Annotated in this window: 13 protein-coding genes; 8 read left to right on the forward strand and 5 right to left on the reverse strand. The window is 40.0% G+C overall.

Translation table 11 applies throughout. The features are described 5' to 3' along the window. Nucleotides 1-10: 10 nt before the first annotated feature. The 3 genes from ACSQ6I_RS02825 to tnpA form a co-directional block, all read right to left on the reverse strand. Complete coding sequence (locus tag ACSQ6I_RS02825; protein WP_438888772.1) at nucleotides 11-160, reverse strand: serine dehydratase; 150 nt, start codon at nucleotides 158-160, stop codon at nucleotides 11-13. Nucleotides 161-442: 282 nt separating this feature from the next. Further along, nucleotides 443-1741 (reverse strand): hypothetical protein, encoded by a 1299-nt coding sequence (locus ACSQ6I_RS02830; protein WP_438888773.1) that lies wholly within the window; start codon nucleotides 1739-1741, stop codon nucleotides 443-445. Nucleotides 1742-2795: 1054 nt separating this feature from the next. Beyond that, nucleotides 2796-3194 (reverse strand): IS200/IS605 family transposase, encoded by a 399-nt coding sequence (gene tnpA / locus ACSQ6I_RS02835; RefSeq protein WP_438888774.1) that lies wholly within the window; start codon nucleotides 3192-3194, stop codon nucleotides 2796-2798. Nucleotides 3195-3245: 51 nt separating this feature from the next. Here tnpA and ACSQ6I_RS02840 point away from each other — a divergent pair, with 51 nt between their 5' ends. Beyond that, on the forward strand, nucleotides 3246-4412 hold the full coding sequence (locus ACSQ6I_RS02840) for an RNA-guided endonuclease InsQ/TnpB family protein (RefSeq protein WP_438888775.1): 1167 nt from the start codon (nucleotides 3246-3248) through the stop codon (nucleotides 4410-4412). Nucleotides 4413-4506: 94 nt separating this feature from the next. Beyond that, nucleotides 4507-5508: a methionyl-tRNA formyltransferase gene (gene fmt / locus ACSQ6I_RS02845; protein WP_438888776.1), complete on the forward strand. Its 1002-nt coding sequence runs from the start codon at nucleotides 4507-4509 to the stop codon at nucleotides 5506-5508. 50 nt (nucleotides 5509-5558) lie between these two features. On the opposite strand, the gene ACSQ6I_RS02850 is transcribed toward fmt, so the two are convergent. Then, on the reverse strand, nucleotides 5559-5927 hold the full coding sequence (locus ACSQ6I_RS02850) for a DUF6464 family protein (protein ID WP_438888777.1): 369 nt from the start codon (nucleotides 5925-5927) through the stop codon (nucleotides 5559-5561). A 227-nt stretch (nucleotides 5928-6154) separates the two neighbouring features. On the opposite strand from ACSQ6I_RS02850, the gene ACSQ6I_RS02855 reads away from it, so the two are divergent. From ACSQ6I_RS02855 to ACSQ6I_RS02880, 6 genes are all read left to right on the forward strand, one after another. Beyond that, a complete protein-coding gene (locus ACSQ6I_RS02855; RefSeq protein ID WP_438888778.1) occupies nucleotides 6155-7219 on the forward strand; it encodes a vWA domain-containing protein in 1065 nt (354 codons plus the stop codon). A gap of 183 nt (nucleotides 7220-7402) precedes the next feature. Next, nucleotides 7403-9448 carry an NAD-dependent DNA ligase LigA gene (gene ligA, locus ACSQ6I_RS02860; protein WP_438888779.1) on the forward strand — a complete coding sequence of 682 codons (2046 nt, stop codon included), beginning with the start codon at nucleotides 7403-7405 and terminating at the stop codon, nucleotides 9446-9448. A gap of 170 nt (nucleotides 9449-9618) precedes the next feature. Then, a complete protein-coding gene (locus ACSQ6I_RS02865) occupies nucleotides 9619-10203 on the forward strand; it encodes a fasciclin domain-containing protein (protein ID WP_438888780.1) in 585 nt (194 codons plus the stop codon). A gap of 195 nt (nucleotides 10204-10398) precedes the next feature. Further along, nucleotides 10399-11577, forward strand: coding sequence for a GNAT family N-acetyltransferase (locus ACSQ6I_RS02870; protein WP_438888781.1), 1179 nt, complete (start codon nucleotides 10399-10401; stop codon nucleotides 11575-11577). Between the two features lie 104 nt (nucleotides 11578-11681). After that, nucleotides 11682-12599 carry a DMT family transporter gene (locus tag ACSQ6I_RS02875; protein WP_438888782.1) on the forward strand — a complete coding sequence of 306 codons (918 nt, stop codon included), beginning with the start codon at nucleotides 11682-11684 and terminating at the stop codon, nucleotides 12597-12599. Nucleotides 12600-13003: 404 nt separating this feature from the next. Then, nucleotides 13004-14662, forward strand: coding sequence for an alpha/beta hydrolase (locus ACSQ6I_RS02880; protein WP_438888783.1), 1659 nt, complete (start codon nucleotides 13004-13006; stop codon nucleotides 14660-14662). Nucleotides 14663-14872: 210 nt separating this feature from the next. Here the strand turns inward: ACSQ6I_RS02880 and ACSQ6I_RS02885 are convergent, their stop codons facing one another. Then, the gene (locus tag ACSQ6I_RS02885) at nucleotides 14873-18004 is read right to left on the reverse strand and encodes an efflux RND transporter permease subunit (RefSeq protein ID WP_438888784.1); all 3132 of its coding nucleotides are present in this window, start codon (nucleotides 18002-18004) and stop codon (nucleotides 14873-14875) included. Nucleotides 18005-18006 lie beyond the last annotated feature (2 nt).

The raw sequence follows: 18006 nt of genomic DNA on the forward strand, positions 1-18006 counted from the left end.
TGTGAAAACCTTATCTGCTTGTCAGGTGTTTAGCTACTTCTTCTAAGGTTTGAATCAGATGTTCTAATGTATAGACATGAGGTTTATCTTGATGAGAATTGCAAGTATTAGTAGAAACTTGTCTGACCTTCTGAATAGAATTAGAATTGATCAGTTGCATTGATTGTGACCCTGAGTAATCGACATTGTTAAATGTTATGCAGTCACTATAAAATAATCTGCTACAAATAATACAGAGTCTATCTAAGTTTTCATGTAATTTTTAACTGATAGCACAACTCTTCATTTGTACTTTATACTATATGTAATAGTAGCGACTCAATAAGCAGTATTTTTTTAGTTCAGAAGTTGACAGCATCTCTGATTTTAATTCACGAAAAAACCCCGTTGTTGTTATAGGCGACAACGGGCGTTTTGTTCAATTGATATATCTGGCTGCAAATTATCTTGAGGCTACTTGGGGTTCTGCCCAAACTGGTGTATCACTTACACCAAAAGTAACAGGCTGATCCCCATCTGTGGAGACATTTATACTTTTACCATCACTAGCAACTTGCACCAAAGGCCAATTTTCTTCTCCTATTTCACCTGCACGGAACAGCGCATGATCCGGTTGTTGTTTACTCCAACCTAACAAGATTGCTATTTTTTCATGCTCATTCGCCTCTTGGGGAGGAGCAACTGTTTTGGTATGATTTTGTTGCTGATCCCAAATTACTGCATGATCCGTAACATCTGCTGTATTGAATATGCCTATAAACTTGCGGGCTAAAAAGCGATCGCCTTTTTGTGACCAGCTAACCGGAACTAACACCCCAATTTTCCCTTCTGTATCAGTTGCTTCTGTAGCAACTGTCTGTTGTAATAGCGGATCGTTAATCCCAGATGTTTTAGCTATCACCTTTAATTTCTTAGTTTGTCTATCTTCTATAAACAACAAGCTAGTGACTCGGCTATTGTACATTTCAGGTTTCACTTCTAGCTGTACCCGGCTATAAACAGCATATCTACCATCTGGAGAAACCACCGGTATGCTGCGATAGTGCCGTACTCCAGAATTCCCTTTGCCACCAATAGCTTCCTGAGTCATCATAATCCATTTCCAGGGAATAGGATGAGGACTGCCCATTGGATCATCTGGTAATCCATCAGACTGATTTGGTGGACCATCTATGGGTATTTCCCTCATTGATGATTCTCTAACACCTGGTGAACTGTTAACTGTTGCTAATTGTTCTGTTGCCGATCTCTTGCTGATCTGAGGATTAACTTCACCTGCCAAAGCCGCTATTTTAGCTTCTTTTAATTTTTGTACTAAATCAGTTTGACTAACCGGTATCTTTTCTACAGGTATCTGTTTACTTACTGTCACAGGAACACTTACATCACCCCTAGACTGATAATTCTCCTTTTTTGCCCCCGAATCCATTTTATCTGCCAGTAATACTTGCCTTTCTCCACTAATAGGCGTATTTAATGGCACAACAGTCCCAAATTGTCCATTCAATGAGTTGAACTGGCCTATTTTTAAATTAGATTCCCCAGAAATAGCGCTTTTTGGCGATTTTGAACCTGATTTGTCAACTTCTACACCAATTTTAGCTACCTTTAATTGTGATTGTTTTGCCAAGGTAGAGTGAATAGATACACCTAAGACGGGAGCAATTACTATAACAACAACAACGTACTTGATAAATGGTTGTACGCGGAACCATCCTGACAGCAAAAGGGATTTCAACATGAGTGGACTCTCTAAGGGGGGGTGGCTATTTCGAGGAGCAATGTCTATACAGGAAGGGCAAAAGCTATGATTATTATGTATAACAACAAAGTAGAAGCTCTAACGAGATAATCTCGCCAAATTTTGCATCACTTTACAAAAGTTTTAGTATCATTGTCCACATCTTTACAATCTTTAAATTCTGTAATATTTCCGGGCAGTCAGATCAGTAACAGTGAATTACTGTGTTGATAGATACAATAAGTTTTGTGTAAACTATATACCCAAGTCATACCTTTACTTAAGGAAGACTACTATATAGTTCAGTAGTGCTGAGTAACCCCATAGATAAACCTAGTGGATTAAAAAGGACGCTTGATCAGCTTTTAAACTTTTTTCACTGGATAGTTATTTACACTGTGCTGTACTAGTGACTAAAATTAAGGTGCGTTTTTACGAACAGTTGTAGCAAGATATAGCCCATCCTGTCCAAAAGACCACCTAATTAGAAACTTTTGTAACAGTACTAATCCAGTTCAAATAAAGCTAATGCGTATAAAAGCGATCTATTAATCAAAAAATCTTGCATTTGCAGGGAAGAATTACCAAAATCCTCATCTTTAATCTATCCAAATCTATAAATCTGTTCGCAAATCAATAATATATCTATTGCGATCGCCGTGCGTGTGAGTGCTATCACACAAATCTAAAGAAGCTGATTTTAGTAAATTACCAGATTACTACCCTACCAAATAAGTGGGTTTAGTAGATGCTTCAATGTCTAGCTATAAGACATAATCAAATATTTATGCCTACATAACAGCAAATACAATTATTGATCATCACTGTCCTGCCTGCCAAGACCTTCTAATTCATTAAGGAAGTTTTTGTTGCACCAATAATCAACACTTTACCACTAAATCACTCAAATTGAATGCCCTCCTAGCAAAATCGCTTTGCGTTTTTTCCATCGTTATCGTAATTTAGTGAGTTGTGGGCAGTCTGTTGTCAGTGATTCATGACCGAAAACATGGGACACAAGCCCCATCCCTTCGGTAAGCTCAGGACAAGCCTTCTAGGACGGCTTTTCTTGATTCTTAATATACTCCTTTAATATTTCTAGTGGCGTACCCGCGACTGAAATAGCAAAATAGCTGGGACTCCATAGAGATTCTTCATGGGGTTTTTTATATCCGGCTTGTCCATATCTGCGGCTGGATACGCCTTTTAGAGCATTTACTATTTGAGAAACGGATAATTTAGGAGGATATTCAATCAGTGCATGGACGTGATTCCCTTCACCGTTAAACTCAAGCACTTTAAAATTCATTTTTTCAGCCACCTCACGAAATGTTTTTTCAATTAAATCAATACTTTCACCAGCGAACACAGACTGACGATCCTTTGTAATACAGACCAAGTGAATTTTTAAGTCCGTAATGCTTTGTCTTTCTCTTCTGAGGGGACTTGCCATTTTGTGCAGACCAATATATAATTAATTTGCAGCCCAATTATAGCATTAACGATGAAAGCTAGATATCAATTCCGTTTCTACCCGACAGACCAACAGCAAAAGCTTTTAGCTCAGTTGTTTGGTTGTGTTCGTGTAGTTTGGAACGATGCACTGGCTATTTGCAAACAAGCAGAAAAATTACCAAGTAACAACGACTTGCAAAAGTTGGTTATTACTCAAGCGAAAAAAACTGTTGAGCGGCAATGGTTATCTGAGGTTTCTAATATTCCTTTGCAACAATCGGTTGCAGATTTGGGATCTGCCTATAAAAACTTTTTTGATTCTCTAAAAGGGAAGCGCAAAGGTAAAAAATTAGGTCACCCTAAGTTCAAAAAGAAGACTAATCAGCAGTCAGCACGATTTAGAATTGGTGGATTTTCAATCAAAGGGGATGAGGTTTATCTAGCCAAAATTGGTAACGTTAGCCCGATTTGGTCTAGAGAATTACCCTGCTCTCCTAGCTCCTGTACTGTCGTAAAGGATTGCGCTAATCGCTATTTTCTCAGTTTTGTAGTAGAAGTTGAACCCGTTAATATTGATGCTAAAAACCAAAGTATCGGTATTGATTTGGGAATAAAAACTTTTGCTGTCATGAGCGATGGAGAAAAAGCCCAAAGCCCCGATTACTCAAAATTAGACAGGAAAATTCGCCAATTTCAGAAGAAACTAGCACGGCAACCTAAGGACTCACGACGAAGAAATAAAACTCGAATTCAAATTGCAAAACTACATAACGAAATAGCCGATACCCGAAAAGATTTCCTGCACAAACTATCCACCAAAATAGTTAGCGAGAATGAAGTTATTGTTTTGGAAGATTTGAATGTGTCAGGCATGGTCAAAAATCGCCAACTTGCTAGAGCGATTAGTCTTCAGGGATGGAGAGAGTTTCGGACGTTATGTGAAGCTAAATCGCAGAAGTTTGGTAGGACATTTCACATTATTAGTAGATGGGAACCAACAAGCCAAGTTTGTTCCGAATGTGGCTACAGATGGGGTAAACTTGATTTAAAAATTCGGTCGGTTCGATGCTTGAATTGTGGGACTGAACACGACCGAGATGAGAACGCCGCAAAAAATATAAATAAAGCTTGCACTGAGCCAAGCCGAAGTGTCGGGATAGGGCATTGCCACGACTCTAAACGGGCGCAGAGACAGAGTAAGACTAGCAACGGTTAGCGTCAGTCGGTGAAGCGTCTAGAGTCACCGTGCCTTTAGGTCGGTGAGTATGTCAAGCACCTAATATTGACTAATAACTAATAACGAATAAATAATGAAAATCGTATTTTTCGGTACTCCCCAATTTGCCGTCCCCACGCTAGAGAAGCTACTGGCTCACCCAGATGTGCAAATTTTAGCAGTTGTCACCCAACCTGATAAACGTCGGGAACGAGGGAATAAATTAACACCCTCACCAGTAAAAACACTTGCTATTGCCCACAACCTTCCCCTATGGCAACCAGAGAGAATTAAAAAAGATATTGAAACTTTAAACCAACTTAAACAATTAGACGCAGATGTGTTTGTCGTGATTGCTTATGGGCAAATTTTGTCTAAGAAAATCTTAAATATGCCAAAATTGGGTTGCATTAATGTGCATGGTTCGATTTTACCCCAATATCGTGGCGCGGCTCCCATTCAATGGTGTCTATATAACGGTGAGCAAGAAACTGGGATTACAACTATGTTAATGGATGCGGGTATGGATACGGGTAATATGCTGCTAAAAGCCACCACACCCATTCAATTACTAGATAATGCCCAAAATTTAGCTGATAAGTTAGCTGTCATGGGTGCAGATTTATTGATAGAAACATTGTTCAAGCTGGAACGTCAGGAAATTGAACCAATTCCCCAAGATAATTCTGTTGCCACTTATGCCTCTTTGATTCAAAAACAAGACTATAATTTAGACTGGTCAAAGACAGCTATTCAATTACACAACCAAATTAGAGGTTTTTACCCCAACTGTCTGACGACTTTTCGCAATCAACCACTGAAAATAACTGCTGCTGTTCCTCTCAATTCTGCTTATATTCACGAGTTACCAGAGCAAGTAACAGAAAAAATTCACAAAATACCTGATTTGTCAACTATTTCAGGGCAACCCGGAGAAGTAGTCAGTATCATCAAAGGCTTAGGAGCAATAGTACAAACTGGGGAAGGTTTGTTGCTGTTGAGAGAAGTTCAGCTAACTGGTAAACGTCCCCAATCAGGATGGGATTTTGTGAATGGTACTCGTTTGACTTTGGGAGAAGTGTTAGGTCATTCGTAATTGTTTCTCTTCATCTTCCCAGTATCCAGTCCCCAGTATGCATTACCCAGTCACCTATCACCTATCACCTGATTTTCATAGAAACGGCAGGATTTACAAGGGCCTTCTGGGTTGACTGCACAGCGAATTATTTCTGAATGAGCATTGTAGTTGCAGGTAGCATCCCCAATTACCCAACGTCCCCCAACAAAGGTTTTTTCATCTGGTCGTTTAGCAGACTGCACATAAATAGCCACATTATGCAAGCGGTAGCGTCCTGATTTTAATTGATATCTATGACGACGCTCTAAAACCGCATAGGTTTTACCTTCAAGATCAAGATAATTACCCGGTTGGGGTGTCCAATCAAGTTTTAATATACCGAGAGACTGATGTGGGTTTGTCAAAATCACCTCAGTTGGTAACAAGTCTGGCTCCATAATAAGTTTATGTCATGAGATTTACGTTATAAAGATAGTACCGCAACAGCCAAAAATATATTTATGATATTTATGGGTACGAGTTGATAGAGATTTACCGTATTTTTACATATTTATTTATTTTCAACAACCCTAAATATTACAATATTTTAAAGTAATGTTTTTCACATTAAATAATTATTTAAAATAAAGATACATTCTAGATAAGTGAGATTTAGGTTATAGCTATGGCAAACAACAATATAGAAGTTGTTTTTAGCTTTGATACGACTGGTAGTATGTATCCTTGTCTGACTCAGGTACGGCGAAAAATTAAAAATACTGTCACCAGACTGATGGATGAATTACCTCTAATTAGGATTGGGATTATCGCTCACGGGGATTATTGTGACGCAGGTTCAACCTATGTGACTAAAACCTTTAACCTTTCTGGTGATGTCGATAAAATTTGTGATTTTGTCCAAAATGTAGAACCAACTGGTGGGGGAGATGCACCAGAATGTTATGAGTTAGTATTACATGAATCCCAATCTTTATCTTGGTCAAAATCAGCATCTAAATCTCTAGTTTTAATTGGTGATGATATTCCCCACGCACCAGCACACAATCCCCAAAAGTTAAATTGGCGTAAAGAGGTAGATAAGTTAGCCGAATTGGGAATTTCAGTTTATGGAGTACAAGCACTTAATCGCCATCATGCTACACCTTTTTATCAAGAATTAGCTGAAAAATCTGGTGGGTTTCATATTAATTTAGACCAATTTTCTTATATTACTGACTTGTTTTTAGCAGTTTGCTATCAGCAATCATCCGATGAACAATTACAAGCTTATGAACAAGAAGTAATTAACCAAGGAAGGATGAGTCGTGGGTTAAATAAAATATTTGACACCATGATGAAACGAGAAGGAACAGCTTATTATGAATCAACTGATTTAAGAGCGGTTGTTCCAGGAAGATTCCAGGTGTTAGAGGTGGATTTAGATATTTCTATTAAAGCGTTTGTGCTAGAAAATGGGTTAACATTTAAAGTAGGGCGTGGTTTTTATGAATTTACGAAAACAGAAACTATCCAAGCGACTAAAGAAATTATTTTGATGGATAGGACAACGGGTGATTTATTTGAAGGCAGTGCTGCACGAGAAATGTTAGGTCTACCGATGGATGCGACAATTAGGATTAAACCTAGTAATCTAGAAAAGTATGTTGTGTTTGTTCAAAGTACTTCTGCTAATCGTAAGTTAATTGGCAAAACTAGATTTTTATATGAAGTCGAGGACTGGGATCATTAATCAATATTTTGCTAAAATCTTTCGTGGGTTTTCAGCATACATTCTTATAAAAGCCTGCTTCTGGCAGGTTTTCTAGTGCAATAAGGCAGAAGGTAGGGTAGCAGAGGAGAATAATTTTCTATCTATTCTCTATTCCCCAATTACAAATTACAAATTACGAATTACGAATTACGAATTAAAATTATGATGCCAACTCAAGCCGAAGTAAAGCGTATAGAAGAAATACGGCGGTTATTACAACAAGCCAGTTATGCTTACTATGTCCTAGATGCACCAATCATGGAGGATACTGTCTATGATCGGTTTTATCGGGAATTGCAAGAATTAGAAACTCAGTATCCAGAATTAATCACTCCTGATAGTCCTACTCAACGGGTGGGTGAGCGACCTGCAACTCATTTTACTTCAGTCCGGCATAACATCCCCCTCTATAGTTTGGAAAATGCTTTTAATGTTGAGGAGTTACAAAGCTGGGAACAACGTTGGCGAAGACACTTACCATCTCAGTATTCTCCGGGGGATATAGAATATGTGGCAGAATTGAAAATTGATGGTGCTGCTTTGGCGTTAACTTATGAAAATGGTGTTTTAACTAGAGGTGTGAGTCGGGGTGATGGGGTTATGGGTGAAGATATTACCCAAAATGTGCGGACTATTCGCTCAATTCCCCTACGTTTGAATTTTGACGGGTTAGCAAATATCGAAAAGGTGGAAGTGCGTGGTGAGGTTTTTTTACCTTTAGATATATTTCAACAAATCAATGAGAAAAGGCAAAAAGCAGGTGAACAGGTGTTTGCTAATCCCCGCAATGCGGCTGCTGGTACACTTAGACAGTTAGATCCCCGGATTGTAGCACAGCGACAGTTAGATTTCTTTGCTTATACGCTACATATTACAGGGTTGGATGACTCTAGTATTGCTAATACCCAATGGGAAGCTTTGGAGTTGTTGCAAAAAATGGGTTTTCGGGTTGATGCCAATCATAAGCTGTGCCATACATTAGAGGAAGTTGCTGGATATTATCAATATTGGGATACGGAACGGCTGAATTCGGCTTATATGACTGATGGGGTGGTGGTAAAGCTAAATTCTTTTAAATTGCAAGAACAGTTAGGTTTTACGCAGAAATGCCCTCGGTGGGCGATCGCTCTCAAGTATGCAGCAGAAGAAGCTCCAACCCGTGTGGAACGGATTACAGTGAATGTGGGGAGAACGGGAGCGTTAACTCCTTTAGCGGAAATGTTGCCTGTACAATTAGCGGGGACTACTGTTTCTAGAGCTACTTTACATAATAGCGATCGCATTGCCCTATTAGATATCCGCATTGGTGATACTGTCATTGTTCGCAAAGCTGGGGAAATTATCCCGGAAGTGGTGCGGGTAATTAAAGAATTGCGTCCCGCTGATACTCAACCTTTTATTATGCCTAGCGAGTGTCCCGTCTGTAGTCAACCAGTGGTGCGAGAATCGGGGGAAGCGGTGACAAGATGTGTAAATGCTTCGTGTCCCGCAATTCTCAAAGGTGAAATTGAACATTGGGTAAGTCGTGATGCTTTGGATATTAAAGGTGTAGGGGAAAAGTTAGTTCATCAATTGGTAGATAAAGAGTTGGTGCATTCTGTTGGCGATTTATATGACTTGACACCGGAAAAATTATGTGCATTGGAACGGATGGGGCAGAAGTCAGCGGAAAAATTGGTGAGTGCGATCGCTAAATCAAAAAATAAACCTTGGTCAAGGGTATTATATGGTTTAGGTATTCGTCACGTTGGTAGTGTCAACGCCCAATTATTAACGGAAAAATTTACCAGCGTTGAACAGTTAGCAGCAGCACGACAATCAGATATTGAGGGTGTTTATGGTATCGGTGCAGAAATAGCTCAATCCGTTTATCAATGGTTTCAAATTGATGCCAATCAAACTTTGATTTCTCGTCTCCAAGCAATCGGTTTGCAATTCATATCCACTGAAGAACCGAAAGCAGTGGGTGAGATTAATGAAAAATTTGCTGGTAGAACCTTTGTCGTTACGGGTACTTTACCAACCTTAAAGCGCGATGAAGCAAAAGCAATGATTCAAAAAGCTGGTGGTAAAGTTACAGATTCAGTCAGTAAAAAAACAGACTTTTTAGTTGTGGGTGAAGATGCAGGATCTAAGTTGGAAAAGGCGCAAACTCTAGGAATTACTCAGTTAAGTGAAGCACAGCTACTAGAAATGTTGGAGAGTTAAAAATTTAGGTTGACAGAGATATCTAAATTATTAGATGATGAAGGATTTACTTAATCAAGGGTATAAAAGTTTTTAGGTTTTTCAATAAATTGGGAAACCTAGTAGGTTGCCATACCGTCACTTTACGTGGAAAGGATTTTGTATTATTTTTACAAAGGCATCTTACACCCATGAAAACATCTTCACGCTTGCTGGTGAAAACAGTCGGTATTGCGATCGCTCTAGCCAGTGTACTAGTTAGTTCTCCTTCTTGGGCTAAAAAAGAAAAACACCATAATTCAGGGCATACACAAAGCGTAACTACCACTACTACTACTACAGTCACAACTACTCAGACACTTGTACAAGTTGCCAACACCAGTTCCTGCGGTTGTAGTACCTTTGCCAATGCGATCAGGTCTGCTGGCTGGGAAAACACTTTTTCTAATACAAGATCATCATATACCCTATTTATCCCCTCAGATACTGCTTTCGCGGCTTTACCAGTTGCTACTCGCCGCAAGTTGTTCTTACCACAAAATAGAGCAATATTACAGCAGGTTTTGGCTTACCACATTCTTTCTGGCACAGTTGATTACAAAAAAATTAAGCCAGGTAAATTCAAAACCTATCAAGGTAAAGTAGTTGAAATTAAATATAAGAAAGGCAAATTTGAAATCGGTAAAGCCAAATTCAAAAAATCAGATATGAAAGCTAAAAACGGCTATATTCACATTATTGACACAGTGCTTATTCCCCCTGGATTGCTGATTTAATAACTGTTTGACAATATAAAAAGCAACCGAATAAATACCCCCAAGATATTCTTGAAAAAGAAAGCATTGGGGGTTAATTGTGTTTATTTTGAAAAAAATCATCAATCAACAAAATATTCTCCCTAGCGGATGAGGTGTTCAAGGTAAGGCCAGTTGTAGCATAATTATCTTTTTATGCTATTGGCATTAAAAGCAATGACACCTCAATTTCAATACAGTACTCTCTCCCATTCAAAAGAAATTCAACAACTAGGAAATATCCTCGACCAATGTTTTATCGGTTCACCTGGTGACGAGGAAATCTACATCAACTGCATTGGCTTAGAAAACTTCCGTGCTATCCATCAAAATCAGCAAATGGTAGGTGGACTAGCAACTTTGCACATGGGACAATGGTGGGGTGGACAGCGTGTACCAATGACAGGAATTGCCGCAGTGGGTATTGCTCCTGAATATCGTGGAAATGGGGTAGCTCTAGCTTTGATGCAAAACACCCTCAAAGAACTATACACTCAAGAAGTCCCTATCTCCGTCCTCTATCCAGCTACACAAACCCTATACCGCAAAGTGGGGTATGAGCTAGGGGGTAACTATTGCATTTGGGAAATTGCAGCTGAAAGTATCCAGGTGCAAGAACAACCTCTACTTCTGCAATCTTTAGTTCTGAATAATCATCAAGTCTTTTATGACCTATATCAGCAACAAGCACAATTTACTCAAGGATATTTAGACAGACATCCAGGTATTTGGCAACTATTAATCTCTACACAAGAGAAACAAAAAGTCTACGCTTATTTTATCGGTTCTCAAGATCAACCCCAAGGCTACATCATCTTTACCCAAGAACGAACACAAGATGGTGCAATATTGAAAGTAATAGATTGGGTACTTCCCACAGATGCTGCTGTACAAACTTTCTGGTCTTTTTTGGGTAAGCATCGCTCCCAAATCAAAAAGGTGCAATGGAAGAGTTCTGTAATTGATTCCCTAACATTGCTGTTACCAGAGCTAACTGCCAAGATATCACATCAAAAGCTCTGGATGCTCAGGGTGATAAATTTAGTTACAGCACTAGAAATGCGGGGCTATCCCCAGGGAATTAACACAGAACTGCACCTAGAAGTTAAAGATGATTTACTACCTGCAAACAACGGTAAATTTATCCTATCTGTTATTAATGGATACGGTAAAGTGACCAAAGGTGGAAAAGGTGAGTTACAGTTAGATATCAGAGGATTAGCACCACTGTACACAGGCTTGTTTTCTCCTGATCAATTGCAGCAATTAGGAAAGCTCAAGGCTACAGAAGCAGCCCTTTTAGCCGCTACGCAAATATTTACCAGTGTTTCCCCTTGGATGGCTGATTTTTTTTGAAGACTTACCCGGAGCTAATAGTCAATAGTACGAAGTAATTAAGTATTCTTGACACTTGACTCTTGGAGAAACATGATTTTATACCCATCAACTCATTATTAATCATGCATCAAAGTTCCGGTCGCTGGCGTTTAGGACTCGGTTTATCGTTAGTGACTGTTTTTCTATGGGGTATTCTACCAATCGCTTTAAAGGTAATACTACAAGCCCTAGATGTTTATACTATCATTTGGTTTCGCTTTTCCATGTCCTTTGTATTATTGGCAATTTATTTGTCTGTACAGGGAAAATTACCAACTATAGAAGAATTACGTTCTAGTTCTGGAAAGTTATTAGCAATAGTCACAATATTTTTAGCCACAAATTACTTCTTTTTCATGCAAGGTTTAGCATTAACAGCACCCGCTAACGCTGAAGTGATAATTCAGTTAGCTACTGTGTTGTTAGGTTTTGGTGGGTTGGTAATTTTTAAAGAACATTATACATTACGGCAATGGATTGGAGTTAGTGTCTTAACTTTAGGTTTTGCACTGTTTTTTAATGCTCAATTAACAAATTTAATTACAGCACAAGGGCAATATCTTTTAGGCAGTGGATTGGTTGTATTGGGAGCAGTTGCCTGGGCTATTTATGCTTTGGCACAAAAGCAGCTATTGCAATCTTTATCATCCTCTAATATTATGCTGATAATTTACGGAGGATGTGCTTTATTATTCACTCCTTTTGCTAAAATTAATACAGTTTTTAGCCTCAATCCTTTACATTTAGGAATGTTGCTATTTTGTGGATTAAATACTTTAATTGCCTATGGTGCTTTTGCTGAATCATTAGCACATTGGGAAGCCTCAAGAGTAAGCGCAGTCTTAGCATTAGCTCCAATTGTCACTTTAATATCAGTTTGGATAGTTTCAGGTATTTTCCCGACTCTAATTCCCCCAGAACACATCACTATAATAGGAATTATAGGGGCATTATTAGTTGTTAGTGGTTCGGTAGCTATCTCTTTAGGTAAATCTGAATAAAAGAAATTATTGGCATGATTCGATTAGGTTTTTTAACTCAAAAGATTGGTTTTATATTTAAAGCTACACCATAAATACTGAAGCGGACTATTATTTCGGTTGTTATGATTTTAAGAGCATCTAATCAAATAGAGTCAAAATCTGGTCGAAGAGATATTTGTTTTATCCTAATTGACTCTATATCAATGAACCTCTAAATTTTGTCTTCACGAAAAAAAGCTCAAAAATATCCAGAAGACTGAGGCAAATAAGAGTATATAAATTTATTCACAGGGTGTCTGAATAACTACCAAATTTAACGCCTCGCGAAAAAACATCACTGAAATATTTGAGCGATGAATAGTTTGTTTGGTAATTGGGCCAGCAGCCTGAAAAAAATTTTCCTCTTGCTGGTAATTTCAATATTGCTGCCAACATTTGGAATTAATAATTCTGTAATGGCAGCAGAGAAAATATCCGCTTCTTATTCGTTACTAGAAATTTCCATTCCCGTAATTAGTTTAGAAACCTACGCCAAAACTGGATTAATTGATAATGAATTGTCAATGTATCAGCAGTATATTTCACTTCAAAAACTGCAAGAACTACGACAAATTTTACTCAGAACTATCAAAATTAGTCCCGCAGTAGCTTCACAATTTCTCCATACACAACAAGGAGAATTTCTGCTGCGACGGTTGGCAGAATTAATTAAAACTAAATCTCGTCAACCTGAATCAGGATTTCATGCTTTACGCACAGCAATAATTTTAGCATCGGGGGAAGCAGACGGTTTAACATTATTAAATTTGCTACGGAAGTATCCTACAAATAATATTCATATTAATTTAGCTGATAGTCTAGAGATAATTGGCGAACTGGAGAAATTAATTAATGAAACAAAGATAGCGATCGCAGCAATTCAGCAAAAAGCCAGTCTAGAAGCTGGTATCATCCAAAAGGCAAGTTTCTATCAGCTGCCAAACTTAAAAAATGAAGGCAGTGTAAAATCAAAGAAATATCAGCTAGAGTTCTTTGATGTCAACCGTAATCGGCGTTTACTGACTGATGTTTATGTTCCTAATGTTCAGCATCCCACTTCAGTAATTGTCATCTCTCACGGTTTAGGTTTAGATAGCAGCAACTTTCGTTATTTAGCTGCTCATTTAGCTTCCCACGGATTAGCTGTTGTGGTTCCTAATCATCCGGTTACGAATGCTCCAAAATTGCATCCTCAGCAATCTCTTGGTAAGAGTAATACAACTAGATTGATAGAGTCAGGTGAATTTATAGATAGACCTTTAGATATCAAATTTATATTAAATCAACTAGAAAAAGTCAACAACTCTGATGGTAAATTTCAAGGTCGGTTGAATCTGCAACAAGTGGGAGTATTTGGCCAATCGTTTGGTGGTTATACTGCTTTAGCTTTAGCAGGTGCAAAAATTAACTTTGAGCAGCTAAAAAGAGATTGTCAACCAGATACGCTGCGGGATACCTGGAATATGTCTTTATTCCTGCAATGTCGGGTTTTGGAATTGCAAAGAGAGTCGAAACTAGAATATAATTTGCGAGATGAGAGAGTTAAAGCTGCGATCGCAGTTAACCCCATCACTAGCTCTATTTTCGGACAAGCTGGTTTAAATCAAATTCAAACTCCTGTCATGCTGGTTGGTAGCAGTGAAGATACTGTCGCGCCAGCTTTATACGAACAAATTCTCCCTTTTTCTTGGTTGACTAATCCTCATAAATATCTAGTCATGTTTGTTGGTGGTACTCATTTTTCTAGCATTGGTAATAGTAACCCAGACAGCAAGCAAGTATCATTACCAGCAGAAATGGTTGGTGATGCTTCCCAAGCGCGTGCTTATATCAATGCTTTGAGTTTGCCGTTTTTGCAAACTTATGTAGCCAAAATGCCACAATATATACCCTACCTTAATGCCAATTACGCTCGAACTATTTCTCATCAATCTTTGGGTTTAAGTCTGGTTCAATCCTTGAGTAATCAAGAATTAGCATCAGTACTAGGTAATAATTTTCAGAAAGCTTTCCCCGCAAAAAAAAACTCTCCCACACCATAATCGGGGTTGGATTTTGGATGTTGAATGTTGGTGTATCCTTGCTTCATGTCTTGAGATTCTTGTAAATTTCTTCAAAGAAAGAAATAGGTAGTTAACAGCGTTGCTGAATTAAAGCATGAAATTGAAAAATCAAAGATTTTAAACTCTTACTCTCTGAGACTCTGCGCCTCTGCGTGAGCAATATTCATACTCTTAATCAGCAACACTGGGTTAACCAATCTGTTTAGTGAGGGTATGCTCGGCAGGTTTCTGTTGAGGCATCAACTGTTTGCCAAACTTAGCGTAAAGAGCCGGAATAACCAATAAAGTCAAAGCCGTAGAAGTAAACAAACCGCCCAAAACTACAATTGCCAAGGGTTGTAGAATTTCATTTCCAGCCCCACTAGCGATCGCCAAAGGCAGCATCCCTAGTGCGGAAGTGAGTGCAGTCATCAGAATCGCATTAACTCGTTCTAGAGAACCGTTGACAATCACATCTTTGAGGGGCATTCCCTGAGCAAACTTATTGTTATAGTTGTCTACCAACAACAAACCATTGCGGACAGCAACGCCAAATAGGGTAATAAATCCAATCAAAGAAGCGATCGAAATCACACCGCCACTCAAAGCAATGGAGATAATACCACCGACCAAAGCCAAAGGCAGATTGAGCATGATGGTGATCGTGGCGGAGAGCGATTTAACGGAGAAGAACATCAACACCGCCATCACAATCGCTGCCAGGATGCTAAACACCAGTAGATTATTAGTAGCACGTTGTTCCGATTCAAACTGTCCACCGTATTGGATGAAGTAGCCATTGGGGAGTTTGATTTTCTGTTGAATTTGGGATTGAATATCACTAACAACACTGCCCAAATCGCGATCGGCAACGTTTGCCGAAACAACTATCAGCCGTGATACATCTTCCCGATTCACAACATTCGCTCCCATACCGTAGTCTATTTTGGCTACAGCACCCAATTGGATAGTTTGCCCAGTTGGGGTAGTGATGGGAATAGCACGAATGGCATCTAAACTATTGCGGGCTTTCTCCGTCAAAGAGATAGAAATATCAATAAGCTGCTGATTTTCTGCCACTTGCGATACCACACTACCATTTAAAGCAGTTTCCACAACGTTTGATAACTGCTCCATACTCAATCCATAGGTAGCGGCAGCCGCGCGATCATAATGGATTTGTACTTGACGAATGGGCAGTTGGGGTTCAAGCTGCAAGTCAACAACGCCAGCGATGGGCTGAATTACATCTCGCACTTGTTCGCCAATCTTCCGCAGTTCAATTAAATCCGGGCCAAAGATTTTGACAGCGATCGCACTTCTCACCCCCGACAGCACTTCATCCATGCGGTGAGAAATAAATCCACCAATGTTAGATGCTACACCAGGCAGTTTATTGAACTCTTGCCGCAATTGTTTAATACTGGCTTCCCGGTCTTGGAGGGCGCGATCGCTCAATTCTACGTCCACATGAGCCATACTCACTCCCGCCCCGTCTGCATCTCCTGGAGTGCGTCCTGCCCGTACCTGCACCCACTCATATAAAGGATTATCTTTAAGCGCACTGGACAGTGCCACCCCAGCCCGATTGGTCATATCTAGGGAAACACCCGGAAATAAAACCATTGAATTGACCAATGATTTCTCCTGAAATTCGGGGAGAAACACCCGTCCGAGGGAGGGAACGATCGCAAAAGCAGCAACCAAAGCTGCAAGTGCTACACCCAGAATGATTTGGGGCGATCGCAGCGACAGATTTAACAATGGACGATACAACCGTTCTGCCCAACGGGAAATGAATGTACCTTCTTGCGGTAGGGTTTGGTTTGCCAGCAGAATGGCACACAAGGCAGGTGAAAGGGTCATAGCCACCAAAGTAGACGCACAGATGGAAAGCAAATACGCAAAACCCATCGGTGCAAAAATGTTGCCCTCAACACCTGTCAAACTAAAAATTGGTGCAAACACGACTACGATAATCACCGTGGAAAAAATCACGGCTAACCGCACTTCCACTGATGTGTCATACACCACCTCGAAGGGATGCTTCGGGTTGCCCTGTGCCTGATTGGTTCGCAGTCCCCGATAGCAGTTCTCCATGTCCACGATTGAGTCATCCACAACTGAACCAATGGCTACGACTAAACCGCCCAAGGTCATGGTGTTAATGCCCAAGCCAAAAGCTTTCATGAACATTAAGCCAATCAACAGTGACAGAGGAATTGCACTCAGAGTAATTACGGCGGTGCGCCAATTCATCAGAAATAACAGCATAATCACCGACACGATAATGATGCCTTGGATCAGAGAACTGCTGACATTACCAATAGCAGTATCAATAAAGTTAGATTGTCGGAATGTCCGCGCCATCTGCACATCAGGGGGAAAGGTGGATTGCAAAGATTGCAGCACCGCTTCTACCGCTTTTGTCACCGTGGGAGTATCAACATCAGGCTGTTTGTTAATCATCATCGCCACAGCCGGTTGCCCATTAAAACTAGCATCTCCCCGCTTTAGTGCTGCACCCGTTTTTACTTCCGCTACATCTTTGAGCAAAATCGGTTTCCCATCTTGCACCTTCACCACAGATTGCTGCAAGTCTGCAATTGATTTTACCTGCCCAATACCGCGTACCAACAGTTCTTGACCACCACCAATCAAGAATCCACCAGGGGCGTTAGAATTTGCACTTTTAGCAGCATTGGTAACTTCGGTCAGGGAAACATTGAGCGATCGCAATTTTTCTGGATCAACTAATACTTGTTCCTGTCGTTCATCCCCACCGTAAACAGTAACTTGGGTAACTCCCGGCACAGATAAAATTTGATTGCTCAGGGTGCTATCCACCAGACGGCGCAAATCCATCAGCGAGGTTTTCCCCTGCCCATTCACAGTAAAGGCATACTGTAAAATCGTACCCAACGGCGATGCTAACGGTGAAATTTCCGGTGGATGCACCCCTTCAGGTAACTGATTTGTCACCTGCTGGAGTCGTTCTGTCACCGATTGCCGGGCTTTATAAATGTCGGCTTCCTGGTCAAATACCACCTGCACCATCGACAGTCCGACTTTAGAGGAAGAACGCACCGTAGTCACCCCCGGCAAACCATTCACCGCGCTTTCAATCGGCACGGTAATCTGTGATTCCACTTCCTCTGGAGCTAGTCCAGTCGCTTCGGTGTGAATATCCACCTGGGGGGGCGCAAATTCGGGAAACACGTCCAGTGGCATCTGTGTAACAGTGAAGACTCCCCATACCGTCACTAAAATCGCACAGATAACTATAAACCAACGCTGGGCAATGGAGTTTTTGAGAATCTGATTGAGAATGGAGTTCAACATCT

Origin of the sequence: Anabaena sp. WFMT, from assembly GCF_051781005.1 — a bacterium.
GTDB lineage: Bacteria > Cyanobacteriota > Cyanobacteriia > Cyanobacteriales > Nostocaceae > Anabaena.

Coding starts and splice junctions, on each gene's coding strand:
- ACSQ6I_RS02885 (WP_438888784.1), bottom strand. CDS start 18,004: ATGTTGAACTCCATTCTCAATCAGATTCTCAAAAACTCCATTGCCCAG.
- ACSQ6I_RS02865 (WP_438888780.1), top strand. CDS start 9,619: ATGAAAACATCTTCACGCTTGCTGGTGAAAACAGTCGGTATTGCGATC.
- fmt (WP_438888776.1), top strand. CDS start 4,507: ATGAAAATCGTATTTTTCGGTACTCCCCAATTTGCCGTCCCCACGCTA.
- ACSQ6I_RS02870 (WP_438888781.1), top strand. CDS start 10,399: ATGACACCTCAATTTCAATACAGTACTCTCTCCCATTCAAAAGAAATT.
- ACSQ6I_RS02825 (WP_438888772.1), bottom strand. CDS start 160: ATGCAACTGATCAATTCTAATTCTATTCAGAAGGTCAGACAAGTTTCT.
- ACSQ6I_RS02840 (WP_438888775.1), top strand. CDS start 3,246: ATGAAAGCTAGATATCAATTCCGTTTCTACCCGACAGACCAACAGCAA.
- ACSQ6I_RS02875 (WP_438888782.1), top strand. CDS start 11,682: ATGCATCAAAGTTCCGGTCGCTGGCGTTTAGGACTCGGTTTATCGTTA.
- ACSQ6I_RS02850 (WP_438888777.1), bottom strand. CDS start 5,927: ATGGAGCCAGACTTGTTACCAACTGAGGTGATTTTGACAAACCCACAT.
- tnpA (WP_438888774.1), bottom strand. CDS start 3,194: ATGGCAAGTCCCCTCAGAAGAGAAAGACAAAGCATTACGGACTTAAAA.
- ACSQ6I_RS02830 (WP_438888773.1), bottom strand. CDS start 1,741: ATGTTGAAATCCCTTTTGCTGTCAGGATGGTTCCGCGTACAACCATTT.
- ligA (WP_438888779.1), top strand. CDS start 7,403: ATGATGCCAACTCAAGCCGAAGTAAAGCGTATAGAAGAAATACGGCGG.
- ACSQ6I_RS02855 (WP_438888778.1), top strand. CDS start 6,155: ATGGCAAACAACAATATAGAAGTTGTTTTTAGCTTTGATACGACTGGT.